The 18338-nt window shown below is 35.2% G+C and carries 15 protein-coding genes and 1 riboswitch; of the genes, 8 read left to right on the top strand and 7 right to left on the bottom strand.

Annotation, left to right across the window (positions count from 1 at the left end):
• Nucleotides 1-735 precede the first annotated feature (735 nt).
• From C794_RS04020 to C794_RS04010, 3 genes are all read left to right on the top strand, one after another.
• The gene (locus C794_RS04020) at nucleotides 736-1173 is read left to right on the top strand and encodes an RNA polymerase sigma factor (RefSeq protein WP_017795850.1); all 438 of its coding nucleotides are present in this window, start codon (nucleotides 736-738) and stop codon (nucleotides 1171-1173) included.
• Nucleotides 1157-1411 (top strand): helix-turn-helix domain-containing protein, encoded by a 255-nt coding sequence (locus tag C794_RS04015; protein WP_017795849.1) that lies wholly within the window; start codon nucleotides 1157-1159, stop codon nucleotides 1409-1411. The genes C794_RS04020 and C794_RS04015 overlap by 17 nt, the downstream gene beginning before the upstream one ends.
• Before the next feature lie 360 nt (nucleotides 1412-1771).
• A complete protein-coding gene (locus tag C794_RS04010; RefSeq protein WP_017795848.1) occupies nucleotides 1772-1918 on the top strand; it encodes a hypothetical protein in 147 nt (48 codons plus the stop codon).
• A 205-nt stretch (nucleotides 1919-2123) separates the two neighbouring features.
• Here C794_RS04010 and C794_RS04005 read toward each other — a convergent pair whose 3' ends face one another.
• Nucleotides 2124-4049 (bottom strand): ABC transporter permease, encoded by a 1926-nt coding sequence (locus tag C794_RS04005; protein ID WP_017795847.1) that lies wholly within the window; start codon nucleotides 4047-4049, stop codon nucleotides 2124-2126.
• A complete protein-coding gene (drcA, locus tag C794_RS04000; protein WP_017795846.1) occupies nucleotides 4036-4803 on the bottom strand; it encodes a daptomycin efflux ABC transporter ATP-binding protein DrcA in 768 nt (255 codons plus the stop codon). Before drcA ends, C794_RS04005 begins: the two co-directional genes overlap by 14 nt.
• A gap of 206 nt (nucleotides 4804-5009) precedes the next feature.
• On the opposite strand from drcA, the gene C794_RS03995 reads away from it, so the two are divergent.
• The 5 genes from C794_RS03995 to C794_RS03975 all read left to right on the top strand — a co-directional run bounded on the left by C794_RS03995 (nucleotide 5010) and on the right by C794_RS03975 (nucleotide 9610).
• Nucleotides 5010-5681 (top strand): response regulator transcription factor, encoded by a 672-nt coding sequence (locus C794_RS03995; RefSeq protein ID WP_017795845.1) that lies wholly within the window; start codon nucleotides 5010-5012, stop codon nucleotides 5679-5681.
• Nucleotides 5678-6703 carry a sensor histidine kinase gene (locus tag C794_RS03990; RefSeq protein ID WP_017795844.1) on the top strand — a complete coding sequence of 342 codons (1026 nt, stop codon included), beginning with the start codon at nucleotides 5678-5680 and terminating at the stop codon, nucleotides 6701-6703. The genes C794_RS03995 and C794_RS03990 overlap by 4 nt, the downstream gene beginning before the upstream one ends.
• Before the next feature lie 699 nt (nucleotides 6704-7402).
• Nucleotides 7403-7657 carry a helix-turn-helix domain-containing protein gene (locus tag C794_RS03985; protein WP_017795843.1) on the top strand — a complete coding sequence of 85 codons (255 nt, stop codon included), beginning with the start codon at nucleotides 7403-7405 and terminating at the stop codon, nucleotides 7655-7657.
• Between the two features lie 517 nt (nucleotides 7658-8174).
• Entirely contained in the window at nucleotides 8175-8360 is a 186-nt protein-coding gene (locus C794_RS03980; protein WP_017795842.1) for a DUF3173 domain-containing protein, read from the top strand.
• A gap of 38 nt (nucleotides 8361-8398) precedes the next feature.
• Entirely contained in the window at nucleotides 8399-9610 is a 1212-nt protein-coding gene (locus C794_RS03975) for a site-specific integrase (RefSeq protein ID WP_017795841.1), read from the top strand.
• Between the two features lie 56 nt (nucleotides 9611-9666).
• Here C794_RS03975 and guaA read toward each other — a convergent pair whose 3' ends face one another.
• The 5 genes from guaA to C794_RS03950 form a co-directional block, all read right to left on the bottom strand.
• Nucleotides 9667-11202, bottom strand: a complete 1536-nt coding sequence (guaA, locus tag C794_RS03970; RefSeq protein ID WP_017795840.1) for a glutamine-hydrolyzing GMP synthase — start codon at nucleotides 11200-11202, stop codon at nucleotides 9667-9669.
• Nucleotides 11203-11424: 222 nt separating this feature from the next.
• Nucleotides 11425-11526: riboswitch (purine riboswitch) on the bottom strand.
• Nucleotides 11527-11602: 76 nt separating this feature from the next.
• Complete coding sequence (locus tag C794_RS03965) at nucleotides 11603-13792, bottom strand: DUF4129 domain-containing transglutaminase family protein (protein WP_017795839.1); 2190 nt, start codon at nucleotides 13790-13792, stop codon at nucleotides 11603-11605.
• Complete coding sequence (locus C794_RS03960; RefSeq protein ID WP_017795838.1) at nucleotides 13789-15057, bottom strand: DUF58 domain-containing protein; 1269 nt, start codon at nucleotides 15055-15057, stop codon at nucleotides 13789-13791. Before C794_RS03960 ends, C794_RS03965 begins: the two co-directional genes overlap by 4 nt.
• A complete protein-coding gene (locus C794_RS03955) occupies nucleotides 15054-16019 on the bottom strand; it encodes an AAA family ATPase (RefSeq protein ID WP_017795837.1) in 966 nt (321 codons plus the stop codon). Before C794_RS03955 ends, C794_RS03960 begins: the two co-directional genes overlap by 4 nt.
• Before the next feature lie 629 nt (nucleotides 16020-16648).
• Nucleotides 16649-18178 carry an AbgT family transporter gene (locus C794_RS03950; RefSeq protein WP_017795836.1) on the bottom strand — a complete coding sequence of 510 codons (1530 nt, stop codon included), beginning with the start codon at nucleotides 18176-18178 and terminating at the stop codon, nucleotides 16649-16651.
• Nucleotides 18179-18338 lie beyond the last annotated feature (160 nt).

The following is an 18338-nucleotide window of genomic DNA, read 5'->3' as shown; positions in this document are numbered from 1 at the left end:
ATGGTGAATATTAAAGAAAAAAAGAGGATACGACGATAACTATAAATGATGTTTTAAATATGTACACTTTTGATTGTAAAATGATGTACAGAAATGACTTTTAATGATTTGTCAATCAATATGCGAACTTTACATGGAGCCCCTGTGGACATGATTGACATGCCAGGAAGCCAGGCCCTACAGAGTCTGGCATAGCTATCAGGCTATCATGTCCACTTCTCCATATAAAGTTTTTAAAGCACTATAATCAAAACTGTACATTCTTATCCAATCGTTTTTGTACATTGTTAGAGTATCATTTATAGATAACCATATCTGCCCTTATGCTTCTCAAAAATAGAACTAATGAGCCTTTTCCACTTGGAATTTTTATCTGAGTGCTCAAAAGTATTAATTTTATAATAATAAGTGTTACGTGGAATACCGGAAATTTTGAGTAATGTCTTCACAGGATAATCGTGCCTTAGCTCATATATTACTTTTACTTTTTGTTTTGTCGTAATTTGTTTTCTTTTTGAACTAAGGCTTTCCACTTTTTTAAATAGAATTTTCCATTTAATAATATGTATAAATTTTTACTCCCACCTGGCTTATGTTCAGTTGGGCTTTTTTGTATTTAATGAATATTTTTTAAAATATTGCTTTTATTTTTGGCATTTCATAAAAAATCTTGTTGAAGGTTATGAAAGGGGAAATCATCACCCACCTTTGCAGTTGCGAAGGGAGAGGAAATGCATGATAGAACCAGATCGTACCGAGTGGCAAATTCGCTGTGCATTTAATGCCTTTTGTAAACGTGTATTGAAGAATGAAGCAATCAACATTTATAACGAAAGGCAACAACGTCTAACAAAGGAGATGACATTTTCGGATCTCACACCACAAGAAGAAAATCAACTCTTTACCTTAGATCATCAATATGAAGGAGAAGAAGGACAAAGTTTTCAAGTGGTTGGAAAGAAAATAACTCCGAAATTACTCGCTGAAGCGTTGCGTACTTTGCCAATAGAAAAGCGTAAGACAGTCCTACTATACTATTTTTTTGATAAATCAGATGTAGAAATAGCCGAACTACTAGAGATTCCTCGTAGTACGGTTCAGTATAGACGGACAAGCTCTTTTAAAAGGTTAAAGCGATTTTTGGAGGAACATGCAGATGACTGGGATGATTGATGCTAACACAAAAGACAACGAATGTGGCTTATTACCTTATCCAATTATTTTAGCTGCAAATAAGGGTGATCCAGAAGCGATGAATTACGTTATTTTGCATTATGGAAGCTATATGGCAAGTTTGTCTATGCGTAAACTTTATGATGAGCGTGGTAATACGTATTGGGGCATTGATGTAGACACACATGATCGTTTACGTTCGAAGCTTATGCAGGGCATTTTAGCTTTCAAGATTTGATTACATGGTTAAGTTTTCCCTTTCACATATATTGTTCTTTGACAAAGAAAGCACGGAAGATAACGCCGTGCAGTATAGACCGAAAATCAGATACGTTCTACTGATGATGAGCCACTTGATTCATACGCCATGACTTTCGATAGAAACGAGCGATTATCTATGAGTCTAATACAATCGTGGTGGATTGCTGGCGATAACCCATCAGTATGGATAATGATACTCCTCTACCGTCATGGTTCGAACGTTCAAAGCGTCGCAAGCTATGAGTAGAGCTGGAAGGAATACTTGCAGGGGTGAAATTCCCGTGGAGCTGTACCAACAGCCGTCTGATTTTTAATTAATTATAGGGGGGCGTGTTTTTTGAAACAGGATTTGATTCTTTATAGTATACAAATTGCTATGTTAAAACAACTGCTAACCCGTAATTTGATTACCAAGAAAGAATATTACATGGTTAAAAATAAATTAATGAAAGAATATGGCATTATTTCTGATATTACAGACTGAATTGTGTTTCTATTGGCGATACATTTTGTATAGGAGTTATCATATTTCCAATCATTCGATTTTTTGTTGTTAGAAGATTTAAGGATGTTCAATTTGATCTTCAATAATATAATCGGTCTAGATTCCAGAGTAATGAGGATTTTTTTAACAAAGGAATACATGAAAAAACACCTCCCGAACCGAACATTCGAGAGATGTTTCGCCCTTATTTGTTTACAATGCGATTGTACGTATTAACAGTTAATACGTAATAGACTGCATAGATAATAACAAAGAAGACTATAGCCATTAGAATAGGGAAAATAAGATTGATTCCAATGAGATTAGAAATAAAGTTGCTAGTAAAGTACAATGCCACACAACTGTGCAATGTTCCTATGGTTAGTGGCAATCCAAATACAAATAATGACTGCCTTTTGATTGATTTACGTATATCCTTTTTATTGACACCGATTTTTCTAAGGATTTCATAGTGTCCTTTCGCCTCATTCGCTTCTGTTAACTGTTTGAAATAAATGATACTTCCAGTTGCTGCTAAAAATACTAGCCCCAAAAATCCGAAAATAAAGAGAGTAATTGCGTTTCCTTCTTTACCTTGCTTATACTCCGTATAAAATGATGAAGAAACTTGAAAATCGTTTCCAACCAGTTTATTTACTTTCTTTGATGTGGCTTGTGCCGTTACTTCATTTTCCACTTCATACACTTTATAAGTTAATGGAGCCTCTTTTTTGGCTATCTCAGCAAACATTTCGTTACTGACTACTAGAAAGAAATCGGGATAATCGAAAGGTAGCACATTACTTTCAACCATATGAACAAATGGCAGTTCGCTGCTTCCTTGAGGCAATTGAATCGTTATATTTTCTCCTTTAAAAACCGACTTCGTATATTCAGTAAACCTTGGCTGGATTACTGCTGCTTGATTTCCTGATAGTGAGACTGTTTCATCCTTATTTAAAGCATTCGCTACTTTATTAAATGTACTTTCTGAGATTAATTTCACAGGATTTATGTCATAATCCAGTTGAAATGAGAGTATTCCTTTTACCTGAATGACGGGTATGTCTAGTTGGGCTTTTATTGGATGTCGATGATCTGCTTTTATTATGCTCTCCACCTGCGAATCAAATTCTGGACCTTTTGACAAATGCGAATAGCTGAATGGAACAACTTCCTTAGCTCTTTTTTCGTTGCTGTAATACCCACTGTAAGTTGCACCTAAGAAACAGATCGTAGCAGCACTCAACAATGCAATGACTGTAAAGGTACGTGCATTCCCTCTAATACGAAACAGTAAACGAGATGTTTCAATTATTCTAGTTCCTCTGTAATAACGCGACTTATTTTTTTGTGATAATCTTAATAAATAGACCGTTACAGATCGAAAAAATAAATGGGTGCCAATGACGAGAGCAACAAAAGCAATACCATAATTTTTTATTAAATATTCCGTAGTAAATTCGTCAGGAAATGGTTTTAATATCAGCCAGTAACTAACGACAAGAAATATAACTCCGATAACAGCCGTAATAAGTGAAACCTTTGGAATTTGTTCTCCTTTTTTCTCATCATAGAATAATTCGATTAATGTAAAACGATAAATCAAACGGTAACCTTGAACGGAAGTGAATAAAATAATGACCATAAAGACTATGACTGTTTGGGTAATCGCTAGAATGGAAATACCGAAGTCCACCTCGGCAATTGAACCCATAAGTTTTATTAAAATCATTGCAAATAATTTGGAAAGTAAGGTTCCAAGAATAATTCCAATAACTATTGCAATGATTCCCATAATCAAATTTTCATAAAACAACATTTTTGCAATGGTTTTCTTGCGTAAACCAAGTATGGCGTACAATCCGACTTCTTTCTTCCTTTTTCTTGTGAAGAATGAATTGGAGTACAAAATAAAGATTGCTACGAATAAAATTAAGATAATTGATGATACCCCAAACATGAAACTCATTGTATCCGACAATTCAATGCTTTCCTGAATTTTTTCGCTATATTGCAAGGAAGTGAACGTATAATAAATAACCATGCTGAAGACGAGTGTAACAAAATAGACAAAATAATTATTGAAATTACCTTTAATATTTTTCCTTGCTAAACTAAATAACGTCATTTGCTCCACCCCCCAGTGCGGATAGAACATCCAATACCTTGTTGAAAAATTCTTTGCGGGATCTTTTCCCTTTTACAAGTTCTGTGAAGATTTTACCGTCTTTAATAAATAGGACGCGATTACAATAACTTGCCGCATAAGCATCATGGGTAACCATTAAAATTGTTGCCTTGTCTTGTTCATTAAGATCCTTTAAACTTTCTAATAAGTCTGTTGCTGATTTCGAATCCAACGCACCTGTTGGTTCATCTGCCAATATTAGGTTTGGCTTTGAAATAATCGCGCGTGATGCTGCCGTGCGTTGCTTTTGTCCCCCAGAAATTTGGTACGGGTACTTATTTAAAATGTCGCGAATGCCAAACTTATCTGCCACTTCATCTGCTCTTCGTTCCAATTCCTCAACGTTCAATTTTGCCAAGGCTAACGGCAAGATAATATTTTCTTTCACAGTTAGAGTATCTAATAAATTATAGTCTTGGAAAAGGAAACCAAGTTTGTCACGGCGAAAGGCAGATAATTGCTCTTCATTCATCTTTGTCAAATTGATTCCGTCAACCACGATGTCACCAGCAGTCGGCTCGTCAATTGTTGCCAATATATTTAGTAAAGTTGATTTACCAGCACCCGAGGGACCCATAATACCGACGAATTCACCTTCCATGACGGTTAAGTCTATATCCTCCAAAGCTGAAAATACATTTCCCTTTGCACCATAGACTTTTTTTATTTGTTTTGCTTCGACAATAGTTTTCATATTTAAATCCTCCATTCAGAATAGTTTTGTTTTATGTTTTTATTTTACAATAGCTGCTCTTTATATAAACTTACAGCTTGATCTCGTAACCTTACATTTTCGTCACATTGATAAAAAATATATTAAACACGATGTTTTCTTTGTATGTTGGTCGATATTCAATTAATATGATGTTACAGAAGGATGATTGTTTGGAGGGAAGAGGAATGAAAATCATGATTGTGGAAGATGATTTGACCATTCGTGATATGGTAGGGGAAGCATTAGAAAAGTGGGGTTTTGAAACCGTTAAGATCGAAGACTTTGACCAAATCATGCAGGTATTTCTTAATCATGATCCTCACCTAGTCATCATGGATATCAATTTGCCATCGTTTGACGGATTTTACTGGTGTAATAAAATCAGAGAAATTTCAAAGGTCCCTATGATCTTTCTCTCTTCCCGTGATACACCAATGGATATAGTGATGTCGATGAACATGGGAGGAGATGATTATATTCAAAAACCTTTCCATATGGATGTATTGATTGCAAAAATAAATGCACTCCTTCGCAGAACGTATTCCTATATGGAAACACAGTCTCAGACAATGGAACATGATGGAATTATATTAAATCTTGAAAACGGAGAGGTCTTACATGGAGATCGAAAATCGGAACTCACGAAAACAGAATTTCTTATTTTAAAAATTCTTATGAAAAATAAAGGAATCATCGTCAGTCGTACGAAAATGATGCGTAGCCTTTGGAAGAATGAAAATTTCGTGGACGAAAATACATTGACGGTTAATATTGCTCGCCTGCGTAAAAAACTTGTTGAACTTGGAAAAGAACACTTTATTACAACTAAGAAAGGACAAGGTTATATAATTCAATGAATTTCTTTCATTACTTAAAAGATAAACGGAATTTCTTTATATTAAACATGATCATTATGTTCTTTGTTTCTTTGATGATGATTGTGAGCACAGATTCCAGAAACGCTGTAAGTAATATCGTATATACCAATATGGTTATCTTTTTTATTGTAGCTATATACGTAATCATCGAATACTATTACAATAGAGAATTTTATCGGGAATTAAATGATGTGGTTGAAAGTAATCATGAAGAATTTCTCGCAACTCTGCCTAAACCGCGAAACGATGAACAACTGTTATATCTTGAGTTATTAAAAAAAGTAAATAGTGTGCATGGCGATCAATTACAAAAGTTGTATAACGAAAAAATGGATCATCAAGACTTTATTACATCTTGGATTCATGAAGTCAAGGTTCCGATTGCGGCAGGTCGCTTGCTTATGGAAAACAGTAATGGAAGAACTGTTGAAAACCTTGTGGACAAGTTTGAAGATGAGTTGGATAGAATCGAAAATTACGTGGAGCAGGCTCTTTATTATTCTCGCATTGATTCTTTTTCCAAAGATTATTTTATTTCCGAGGTAGTGTTGGATCAAGTCGCTAAAAATAGTGTAAAGAAATTTGCCAAATCTTTTATTAACAAGCAAATTCGTTTTCATATGGACAATATTGAACAGGTTGTCCATACCGACAGTAAATGGCTTGGTTTTATTATGGATCAAGTTTTTTCAAATTCTTTAAAATATACAGGTGAAGGCGGGGAAATCTCCGTACAATTTGAGGAAGATCGAAAAGAAAAGCGGCTACAGATTCAAGATACAGGCATTGGAATTAAGCCAGAGGATATCAGCCGCGTATTTGAAAAAGGATTTACAGGATCTATTGGGAGAAGTCATGCCAAATCTACCGGTTTAGGTCTCTACCTTGCAAAAGAAATGGCTCTTAAATTAGGACATGACCTTTCCATTCATTCAGAAGATGGGAAATATACGAAGGTCATCATCCACTTTCCAAAAATCAGAAATTATTATCATCTATAAGTATAATGGTGGGGTTAAAGAAATTGGTTAATCGGAAAATAAGTATCAAATTAAAGGTGTTCGAGTAGAATAATGTTTATCGTAAGGCTTAATAAATATTAAATAATATAGTCAATAGTAAGTGCATTAATTGATAAAAAATGAGTAATTGAAAATAGCTATAACCAGGTTTTTATTATATTTTGATCGAATTTTTCAAAAATTGTTCTATTAATACCACGATAAATCAAAGTTATATGTCCTCTTTTTATCTCCAGTTCCAAGTATGGGAAATATTATCCATGGTTTCACCATGCATATGCAATGACTTTTGAAATCAACTGAGGCTCAAACACTTTATTTAAGATTTTTATTTGGTTATATTTTTATGTTCTTACTATTTTATTTAGCTGGACCTTTCAAGTTTCATTACGGTTAACAGATAAGAAATGATTTTAAAAAACTTTATTTTTGTATTATTCATTATTATGTTCGATCAGTTTTTATGTGAATTGTAATAAAATAGAGTTTGACATTTAAAGTATTTCTTGTTTTGGTCCTTAATATTAAATATTAAAAATGATTCTACCTAACTGTTAATATTCAGTTGGGTTATTGTTTTTTAAAAACTTTTTCTCTGATTTTTGGCATTTTACAAAAAAACTTGTTGAAGGTAATGAAAGGGGAAATCATCAAGACGTTTTTTGGAGGAGCATGCAGATGAATGGGATGATTAATACTAATACGGAAAGCAATGAGCGTGGCTTTTTGCCGTATCCAATCATTTTAGCTGCAAATAAGGGTGAGCTAGAAGCAATGAAAGTAGTTGTTCTACATTATAGAAGCTATATGACAAGTTTATCCATGCGTAAGCTCCGTGATGAACAAGGAAACACTTATTGGGGCATCGATGAAGATACACGCGAACGCTTACGAGCGAAGCTTATGCAATCTGTTTTAGCTTTCAAAATTTGAATACAGAATGGTTAGGTTTTCCCTTTCATTCATCATATATTTGTTCTTTGACAAAGAAAGCACGGAAGACTACGCCGTGCAGTATAAGCAAAAAATCAGATACGTTCTACTGATGATGAGCCAATTGATTCATACGCCATGACTTTCGTTAGAAACGAGCGATAATCTATGAATCTAATGTAATCGTGGTGGATTGCTGGCGATAACCCATCAGTTAGGATAATGATACTCCCCTATCGTCATGGTTCGAGCGTTTGAACCGTCGCAAGCTATGAGTAGGGCTGGAAGAAATACTTGCAGGGGTGAAATTCCCGTGGAGCTGCACCAGCAGCCGTCTGATTTTTGATATTCAATTTAGCAAGATAGGTTAAAGTAACTATCAAGTTATGACATTAAATCCTTTTTATTTTAGTGCAAGAGCCAAATTCACGCAACGTATTAGAATTAGTTTTATAGAAGCGATATAATAATAGACAGATATCAAATAGCATATCCTAGTCTATGGAAAGGAGTTCATATGGTCACAGTCACTAAAAAAGACTTGATAGCACTAGGTTATGGTCCCTCTTTTTCAGCTGATATCATTAGAGAATGTAAAAAACTAATGATTTCAAAAGGACATGCGTATTATCAATCTAAAAAGTTAGATCGTGTTCCTAAAGAAGCTGTTGAGGAAGTATTAGGGATAACTTTAGATGTGTGATTTGTACTTCTTGCACTAATTGCGTAAGGAGTGAAATCATGACTAAAGATATCGTCAAAAAGGCAAAGAACGGAACATATTATTTTCGTGCTAATTTAGGGTATCACCCGATCACTGGCAAGCAAATTCAGAAATACCGTAGTGGTTTTAAAACTAAAAAAGAAGCAAGGGAAGAATATTCGAGGTTACTGCTTACAAAATCAGATGAATTAGAAGAAAAGCAAGATGACATTCTGTTCCAACAGTTTATTGAAGATATTTTTTTACCTTGGTATAAAACACAAGTAAAAGAAAGAACGTACGAAAATCGATTACCGACCGTAAGAAAACATTTCACTTTTTTTAATAGTTTAATCACTACCGAAATTACCCCGATTCATGTGCAAAAATGGCAATTAGCATTATCTAAAAAGAAGTATCGTTCTTCTTATATTAGAAATGTTCAAGGGTTATTTTCCATGGCGATGGATCGAGCGGTTGTTTTAGGTTTAGCTGAAAGTAATCCATCTAAAATTGTTGGAAATGTAAAAAAGACAAAGACAAAAATAGATTTTTGGACCAAAGAAGAATTTGAAAAAGTCATCTCTCTTTTTTATAAGGAAGACTACTATCAACACTTTTTATTTATCTCATTGTGGTTTTTATTTATGACTGGGATGCGGATTGGAGAAGCCACTGCAATTCAATGGGAAGATATTGACTTTGATTCTGGCGTGTTATCTATTGATAAAACACTTTACTATAAGAATTTAGATAATTACTCTTTTGTAGAACCAAAAACAAAGGCTAGTGTGCGCCAAATTGCATTAGACGGGGATACTTTAACTTTACTCCGTGAATGGCAAAACGTGCAGCAAGCTGTCATTCAAACCAATTATGTGATGAGCTATAATGGTGTTCCTACACAAAAACATACGTTGGCGAATGCCATTACACGTTTTTCAAAAAAAGCTGGGGTTCATCGAATTAGATTACATGCTTTAAGACACTCTCATGCTTCATTGCTTATTAGCATGGGTGAAAACCCATTAATCATTAAAGACCGTCTAGGGCATGAAGATATTGAAACGACACTCGGCACTTACGGATATTTGTATCCTAACAGTAACTTTGAGGTAGCCCATAAATTAGAAGGTATTATGTCTTACCAAACAGCAACACAAAATGAAGATACTTCACCTAAAAATCAGTTCACTGCTCGTTACCTACGTAAAGGATTAGAAACAAATAATGCAATAACAATGCAATGAAAATAGAGTAAAGAGCCGAAACCCTTATAAACAAAGGGGTTTCAGCTCTCCTTCTACTACTCCCACTCAATTGTAGCAGGCGGCTTACTCGTTACGTCATACACAACGCGGTTTATATTATCTACATCATTCACAAGACGTGTAGAAATTCTTTCTAATACATCCCATGGAATACGTGCCCAATCGGAAGTCATTCCATCAATAGAAGTTACCGCACGGATACCGATTGTATGAGCATACGTACGTGCATCACCCATTACTCCAACACTTTTGATGTTTGGTAAGACTGTGAAGTATTGCCAAATATCACGATCTAGACCTGCTTTTGCAATTTCTTCACGTAGGATTGCATCTGATTCACGAACGATTTCTAAATGTTCTTCGGTTACTTCACCAAGGATTCTAATAGCTAATCCAGGTCCTGGGAATGGCTGTCGCCAAACAATACGATCTGGTACACCTAATTGAGATCCTAATTCACGTACCTCATCTTTAAATAACGTATTTAAAGGCTCAATTAGCGTAAACTGCATATCTTCTGGTAATCCACCTACATTGTGGTGAGATTTAATTGTTTGTGCAGTGTCGGTACCACTTTCAATAACATCCGTATATAGTGTGCCTTGTGCTAGGAAGTCGATGTCTTTAAGTTTCGACGCTTCATCATCAAATACATAAATAAATTCATTACCAATAATTTTACGTTTTAATTCTGGGTCGGATACACCCGCTAATTTAGATAGGAAACGATCTTTTGCATCGACTTTGATAATATTCATCTGAAAATCTTCTGCAAATACTTTCATGACATCATCTGCTTCATTTTTACGAAGAAGACCATGATCCACGAAAATACAAGTTAGCTGATCGCCGATCGCTTTATGAATCAAAGCGGCAACTACAGAAGAGTCTACTCCACCGCTTAGTGCGCATAGTACTTTACGATCGCCAACTGTTTCTTGGATTTTCTCTACTTCCATATCAATAAAGTTCTCAATTGACCAATCTCCAGCACATCCACATACATCGAATACAAAGCGATTTAATAAATCATTTCCATATTCAGTGTGACGAACTTCCGGATGGAATTGAACACCGTACAAGTTCTTTTCTACATTACTAATTGCTGCAATCGGTGTGGAAGGGCTTGTTGCATCAATGTTGAAAGATGGTGGTGCTGCAGTGACTTTGTCTCCATGACTCATCCAAACAGTCTGTCCTTTTGGAGTATCTTTAAATAATACAGGCTCTCCATCAAGTTCAATCAATGCTTTCCCATATTCACGGTTTTTAGAGCGCTCAACCTTACCGTCATAATGAAGTGACATTAACTGCATCCCGTAGCAAATTCCTAATACAGGAATTCCTAATTCAAAAATACGTTCGTCGCAGCGGAAACTATTTTCATCATAAACACTATGAGGACCACCAGAAAGAATAATTCCTTTTGGATTCATTTCTTTGATTTCTTCAGCGGTTAATTTATGAGAATGAAGTTCACTATAAACGCCAAATTCTCTAATTCGACGTGTGATTAATTGATTGTATTGACTTCCAAAATCAAGTACAAGTACTAACTCATTATTTTCCATAATCGCTCTCCTATCTATACTTACTATAGGCTTCTCTCTTATATTATTAGTTTGTTTTTCGTTTACATACCGTATACCTTAAGGCTATCATACGTCCATATCTATTCGAAATAAAAATATAATATAAAAAACATTCACCTATGAAAAAAACCTGGAAAACTGCCCTCCAATTAGCTACATAGACATAGCTATCTAAAAAGACAGAAATCCAGGTATCTTAACCGTACCTGCTTCTGCCTTCATAGTCAGGTCATTTACGGTGACCCGGTAGATACTTTCGAACCATATTATCGAGGATATACGAAAGGCATTGGATAAAATTCGATATAATAATATAGAAACCGACTTTTATCACTTATATTTTCACATGTCCTTATTCTACTAAGCAGGCTCGCACTGGTCAACCCATTATACGGTTAATTAAATTTTTCCATAATTGAGTTAGTTCTTGTATTCGCAACGAATTGTTGCCACTATAGATTGTTCGTTCATAATGTCTCGTAAGTTCTCCCATATCTTGGGAAGATAAATTAAAGTCTACTTCCTTTGCAAATTCTCTGAGCGTTTGATCTGGATGTCTTTGGTACCCTTGCTTTTTGAGTAACGTAATTAAATACAAATATGCATCTTGGAAGGAAGCCGTGTCTTGTTGTTTTTCTAGTTTAGCTTGAATTATTCTCACTTTTACATGATGACGTCTTTTAAACAGAACAATAGCAATGATGAGAACGAGTACTGCTATACCAATCCAAATATACCAAGAATTAATGGTTAAACCATCATCATTTGTAGAACTACCAGTAGCTAGCGTATCCTCTTCCTCTTCAGGTTCTTCAGATTCTGACTCTGGTGGCTCCTGCGTATTATTTTCTGGAGCTTCTAAATAATCTTGTTCATTTTCATTGTTCTCTTCTAACTCTACATGAAAATCAGATAAGTTTGTAAAACCTTGTGTAGGTTCGAATGGAACCCAACCTGTTTCTGGAAAATATACTTCCACCCATGAATGGGCATTGGAATTTTTTACTTCATAGATTCTCTTATCATCATCTAACGTGTCCATGATCTCACCACTAGTGAACCCTTTTACCCATCGAGCTGGTATATCAAGTGATCGCAATAGGACTACCATAGAAGTAGAAAAATTATCACAATAGCCAACCTTCGTATCAAACAAAAATTGATCAACATAATCTTCCCCATCTCCAGGAACCGGGATATCGGTTGTTTGATATTGATAATCGTTAGAACTAAAGTATCTTTCGATTGCTTTTGCCTTATCATAACGTGTTTCTTGACTTCCCGTAATTTCTTCAGCTAATTCTCCGACTCGTTCAGGAAGTTCATCTGGAAGTTGAGTGAATCTCTCTTGAATCGCTTCACCATCATCACCGTCATCTTCTTTCAATACATCTATGTCATAAGAAGGATGATTATATTGAATTTGATATTGATCAGGTTCTATATCTTCGCCATTTTCTTTCATGAATACAGCTTCCATACTAACATCGTGAAAAATTTCATAATCATTCTCTGCAGTTACTTGATTTGCACCGTAAGGATAAACAAGTTTCGGGAGCGACTCCCCACCAACAAATTCGATTTCTGCTTCCAAATCTTCAAGTTCGACATTATTTGAAAAAGTAGCAAATGGGATCATACCATTAGGTGATTCCATCTCCGTACTATCTAGTGAAGTTTCCCAACCTTTCCCAGTATAGAGATCCTTCGTCTCTATACGCCAATAATGATCTTCTTCTGAAGTCGCTTCAAATACTGGTGTATCATCTTGAATAAAGGATCCACCTAGTTGTGAATCATTTTCCCCATAACCAACCTTTTGAACTGGACCACTACCATACCCTGCATTTTCTGCAGCACTTTGAATGAACGGTACAGGATCTGGCCATTGAGGATCTAATTTAGGTGCTGCATATCCTATCATCGAAGAAAACAAAACAAGCCCCATTAATGGCATAAGCCAATAAACTACACTATTCTTTATTGTAATTCGAACAGATCCTTTATCAATTTCCTTACCTAAATTGGCAATTCCTAAAGCAACAAAAGAAATAATAAATGTACGAACCACGGAGAGTGCACCATCATAAACGGTAAATGTATCAATAATCGTTACGTAGAAAAATGTTAATAATATAAATAAGAAAATATGCTTCATTTGTACAAACCAATAATGCAAAAGGTAACTCATTAACCATATTAAGATCAAAAATAGCAAACTACGGAACATTGGCGTCAAGAAATACCATTCCTGAGAGAAGAGAATATTTATATTATAAAATAATTCCTCTACCGCATTTGTTATCCATTGCAATTCAACCAGGCTAACGTCAAAATATAATCCATTTAAAATGAACATTAATGCGAAGCCTTTTAATAAGAGAGTTAACCACCACTTCATCTCAAACAGAGACAGGAAAAAACAATAAGTCGCAAACATTACAAACACACCAACTGTTGTATCTGTAATATCACCAAGCGGATATAGCCATTCTAAAAACAAGAAGAATCCACTGATATACAGCAATATCGTCGTTATTTGGTTGGATTTTTCTCCTTTAAGCTTCATCTAAAATTCACCTCGATAGGACTCTCAAGCAAGTGCTGGTCAGATAACATTTGTACATGAATATTCGCAAGTCTCATCTTCTGAATAATACGATGTTCTTCTTCAGTAATGAGTGATTTTGCCTGAATAAAAAATACTGCCAGGTATTTTCTCCCGACTTTAGCTTCTAGCATTATTTGCATTAAAAAATCATCTAAATGGGTAACAATTATAAAAATACTTTCCGATTTTCTATTTCTTTTTAATTCTTCACGTAGACGAACAGAAAATGGTTGTGTGCCACTAGGTTTAGCATGTATGAAATAGCGATTCATCGGAGAATGATTACTTCTTCCGTATTTGGATGAAAAAAAGTGTGACTCTTGTCCGATAGAAAGAAAATTGGCCTGATGATCCTTTTTTTGAAATTCCATTAATAATGAGGAGCTAATTTCAATAGATGCTTCATACGCTAATCGGTTCATATGATTACTATTACAACTATCAAGTACCACTAGAATTTCGGTACTTTTTTCTTGTTCAAATTCCTTTGTCATTACATCTTGTTTTCGTGCAGTTTGTTTCCAATCAATCCATGACACACGGTCGCCAGGAGCATATTCTCGAACACCAGTGGCAATATTTGTATTGGATTGATTCACTACAGTAGAAGCAACTGCTCCTTGATCATAACTCGTTATACGATCTTTTATTTTTAAATCATGAAGATACGGAAACACAACGAGCTTATTTTCCACAGGTATCATTACTTGTTTTTTTATTAAACCAAAAATATCACCTGTACGTAACGTAACTGCTCGTAACTGATGCTCGCCTCTAGGAACTTGTTGGATTGCATAGGTAAATGATATCTGTTTTCTAAATAGAGGGAATACAATTCGATTTAATGTTCGATTCCCTTTTAATACTTCTGGATTGGCAAAAGAATGATACTTTTCCTTTTTTACATCTCTTAGCATTAGTGAATCCGGCATTTGTTCTTTTATAGAACAATAGAATAAAGGAAATGATGACTTTCGTTTCATATGAATCGTTACATATATCTCATCACCAGCTTGAACCACCGATCTTGGAATTTCACGTGTTATCTCCCATTTTTTAAACGGATAAAGAGATAAAAGTACCTGGTATAGAAAAATTGGAAGAAAGCTATAAAATAAAAACCAACTTACAAATCCACCTTGAAACATCGCATAGCTAAATAATATAGCCATTAATAAAACTAGCCATATGATATTCCAAGTAGCTTTTATCTTCCCTTTCATTCTGCTGTATCCTTCCTTATTGGAACATGCGTAGATTTAATAATAGATGCAATTGCATCTTCACTAGTAATTCCCTCATATCTTGCCTCGGATGTAAGTATAATACGATGAGATAATACGAATGGAGCAAGATACTTCACATCATCAGGAATAACATAGTCACGATCGGAAATATAGGCATAAGCCATAGCAGCCTTCATCAAAGCAATGGAGCCACGCGGGCTTACTCCTAAATATATGGAACTATTTTCTCTTGTTCTTGTTACAAGATTAATAATATATTGTTTCACTGAATGATCGATGTAAACTTGTTTTACTTCTTCTTGTGCCTGCAACACTTCTGCCTGTGACATAACAGCTTCGATTGCCTCGATTGGATGTGTAGAAGAAGTACGATGCAGCATTTCTAACTCCTCCCCAAAAGTTGGATATCCCATCTTCAACTTTAATAAGAAACGGTCCAACTGTGCTTCAGGCAATGGATATGTACCTTCGTATTCAATAGGATTTTGTGTTGCCATTACAAAAAATGGTTTCTGTAACTGCTTCGTAGTCCCATCCACAGTGACACTTTTTTCTTCCATAGCTTCTAACAAAGCAGATTGTGTTTTTGGTGAAGTCCGATTAATTTCATCTGCTAAGATAATGTTTCCAAATATCGGACCACTTCTAAATTCGAATTTTAGTTCTTTTGGATTATATATCGATACTCCAGTCACGTCGGAAGGTAGTAAATCTGGAGTAAATTGGATACGTGTAAAGTCACAATTTACAGATTTCGCCAAAGTTCGTACTAGCATTGTTTTTCCAACTCCTGGAACATCTTCTAGCAATACATGGCCGTCTGTTAAAAGAGCAACTAGACTTAAACTAGCTACCTCTTCTTTACCGATGATTACTTTATTTATATTTTCGATAACACGTTCTATTTTTTCATTATAAATCTTTGTTTGTTGAATCATATTCATCCCCCTTCGCCTCTCTTACCATTATCCTACTATAACTATACTAGAAAAGTACATGAAATCAAACGCAATAGTTTGATAATTTAAAATCTAGTGTTAACATAATTCCAATTTTCTATACTAAATTAACTAGATATTTTACTAGATTGAATTCATGAGGACTTGCTTAGAAGAATAGTGATCGCGCCACCTGTTTCTTAAAGGAAAAAGTTGGAGAAAATCCAAATGAATAGGTTTTGAAAACCCGCTTCAGAAATATACTCCGCTTATCCAGAGGCAGCTGGTGAGCCTCACTCCCACAGGACAAGGAAGTCCTCGACAGCATTGCATCGCACGCAGAAAATCGATTTTTGATTTTCAAGGAGTCTCCGTATATTTCTGAAGCTTATTCTAGCTATTATCCGTCTTTTGACCAATACTTTTAGTTATTTTCCCAAACGCTTTATTTTGCTCTCTAAGATAATTGAATCACAGTGAGGTAATGAATCGATGAAGAGTTTACCCAAAGGCATAAGGGCGATAAAGTCTCCTCCTTCTCGAGTAAATATACTATGTGATTTGTCTATGAACGATAACCTTCCCAATAAAAAAACGTAATGCAGAATTCTGCATTACGTTTTTACTATTTAATACGTTAATGGACCATTTGGACCTAGCGGTAATCCAAGTAGCATCCAAATTATTAACATGATTGACCAACCAACAAGGAAGAATATGGAATATGGTAACATTGTAGATATTAACGTACCAATTCCCATCTTCTTATCGTATTTTTGAGCAAATGCAATGATGATTGCAAAATAAGTCATTAACGGCGATATGATATTCGTCGATGAATCAGCAATACGATAAGCCATCTGTGTTAACTCCGGAGAATAACCTAATTGCATCATAATTGGTACAAATACCGGTGCCATCATAGCCCATTTCGCAGATGCACTTCCTACAAATAAATTGATAAATGCTGTAATCAAGATAAACATCAAGATAAGAGCGAATCCTTTTAAGTTAATACTATCTAGGAACTCAGCACCGTAAACACCTAAAATTAATCCCATATTCGATTCATTGAAATAAGCTACAAACTGACCAGCAGTAAATGCAAGTACAATAAACATCCCCATAGACGCCATTGTATCCGTCATTTGACTAGCTACATCTTTATCATTTCGAATTGACTTCGTAACAATACCATAAGTCAAACCAGGAATTAAGAATAATAATGCAATAATTGGAACTAATGAACTCATGAATGGAGATTGAATGATTGCATCCATTCCAGGTCCATCGCCACGAAGTGGAGCATTTTCTGGAAGTACTAATAATAGCGCAAGTACACCAGCAACTACAAATGAGATTCCAGACCAAATAAGTCCTTTCTTCTCTACACTAGTAATACCTTCTAAATCTTCTTTTTGATCACCTTTATATGAACCAAGGCGAGGCTCTACTATTTTTTCTGTTACCCAAGCACCTATATATGTTAATACTATAACAGAAGCTGCAATAAACCACCAGTTCATCGCGATGTTCATTTGCTCTGCATACGCAGGGTCTATTATCGCTGCCCCAGCAATGGTTAATTCACCTAACATTGCATCGGTACCAGATAATGCAAAGTTTGCACTAAATCCACCAGATACACCTGCAAACGCTGCTGCTAAACCAGCTAATGGATGGCGACCAAGCGCAGCGAAGATCAATGCACCAAGCGGCGGTAATACAACATAACCTGCATCAGATGCTACACTAGACATAATACCTGCAAATACTAAACCTAGTGTTACAAACCGTCCTGGTATAGCTAATACAAATCCACGAAGCATTGCACTGATTAAGCCTGCTCGTTCAGCCACTCCGATACCTAGCATCGTCACAAGAACAACCCCAAGTGGAGCAAATCCAATAAAGTTATCTGTCATGCTTTCAAAAATATATTTAATTCCTTCAGCATTAAGTAAATTGTTTATCTCAACAACTTCTCCTTCTTGTCCTGGATGTTCCACACTTATATCAAGTGGCTGCAATGCAGCAGAAAGAAGAAGAACAATTAAAGCTAATATTGCAAATAATGTAACAGGGTGAGGTAATTTATTCCCTACGAACTCGATCATATCGAGAAATCGTTGAAAAAACCCTTTTCTTTCTTTTGCCATGATGTTGCCCCTTCCTTGTTAGTAAATCGATAATATTCTGACAATAAAGCCTGAGTTTAGACATGTTTTTCATTATACATTCGAACAGATAATAATGAAACCTATTATATAAAAGTAAAAATAGTAGCATTTTTCATAAGATTGTCGAAAAATGCTACTA

This window comes from Oceanobacillus kimchii X50, from assembly GCF_000340475.1.
Classification (GTDB): Bacteria; Bacillota; Bacilli; order Bacillales; family Amphibacillaceae; genus Oceanobacillus; species Oceanobacillus kimchii.
This window is presented reverse-complemented; position numbering and strand designations above follow the sequence as displayed.

Bases quoted from the DNA above. Each gene is read 5' to 3' on its own strand.
- C794_RS03995 (WP_017795845.1), top strand. From the start codon at position 5,010: ATGAAAATCATGATTGTGGAAGATGATTTGACCATTCGTGATATGGTA.
- C794_RS03955 (WP_017795837.1), bottom strand. From the start codon at position 16,019: ATGATTCAACAAACAAAGATTTATAATGAAAAAATAGAACGTGTTATC.
- C794_RS03980 (WP_017795842.1), top strand. From the start codon at position 8,175: ATGGTCACAGTCACTAAAAAAGACTTGATAGCACTAGGTTATGGTCCC.
- C794_RS03990 (WP_017795844.1), top strand. From the start codon at position 5,678: ATGAATTTCTTTCATTACTTAAAAGATAAACGGAATTTCTTTATATTA.
- C794_RS04020 (WP_017795850.1), top strand. From the start codon at position 736: ATGATAGAACCAGATCGTACCGAGTGGCAAATTCGCTGTGCATTTAAT.
- C794_RS04005 (WP_017795847.1), bottom strand. From the start codon at position 4,049: ATGACGTTATTTAGTTTAGCAAGGAAAAATATTAAAGGTAATTTCAAT.
- C794_RS03960 (WP_017795838.1), bottom strand. From the start codon at position 15,057: ATGAAAGGGAAGATAAAAGCTACTTGGAATATCATATGGCTAGTTTTA.
- drcA (WP_017795846.1), bottom strand. From the start codon at position 4,803: ATGAAAACTATTGTCGAAGCAAAACAAATAAAAAAAGTCTATGGTGCA.
- C794_RS03975 (WP_017795841.1), top strand. From the start codon at position 8,399: ATGACTAAAGATATCGTCAAAAAGGCAAAGAACGGAACATATTATTTT.
- C794_RS04015 (WP_017795849.1), top strand. From the start codon at position 1,157: ATGACTGGGATGATTGATGCTAACACAAAAGACAACGAATGTGGCTTA.
- C794_RS03985 (WP_017795843.1), top strand. From the start codon at position 7,403: ATGAATGGGATGATTAATACTAATACGGAAAGCAATGAGCGTGGCTTT.
- C794_RS03965 (WP_017795839.1), bottom strand. From the start codon at position 13,792: ATGAAGCTTAAAGGAGAAAAATCCAACCAAATAACGACGATATTGCTG.
- C794_RS03950 (WP_017795836.1), bottom strand. From the start codon at position 18,178: ATGGCAAAAGAAAGAAAAGGGTTTTTTCAACGATTTCTCGATATGATC.
- guaA (WP_017795840.1), bottom strand. From the start codon at position 11,202: ATGGAAAATAATGAGTTAGTACTTGTACTTGATTTTGGAAGTCAATAC.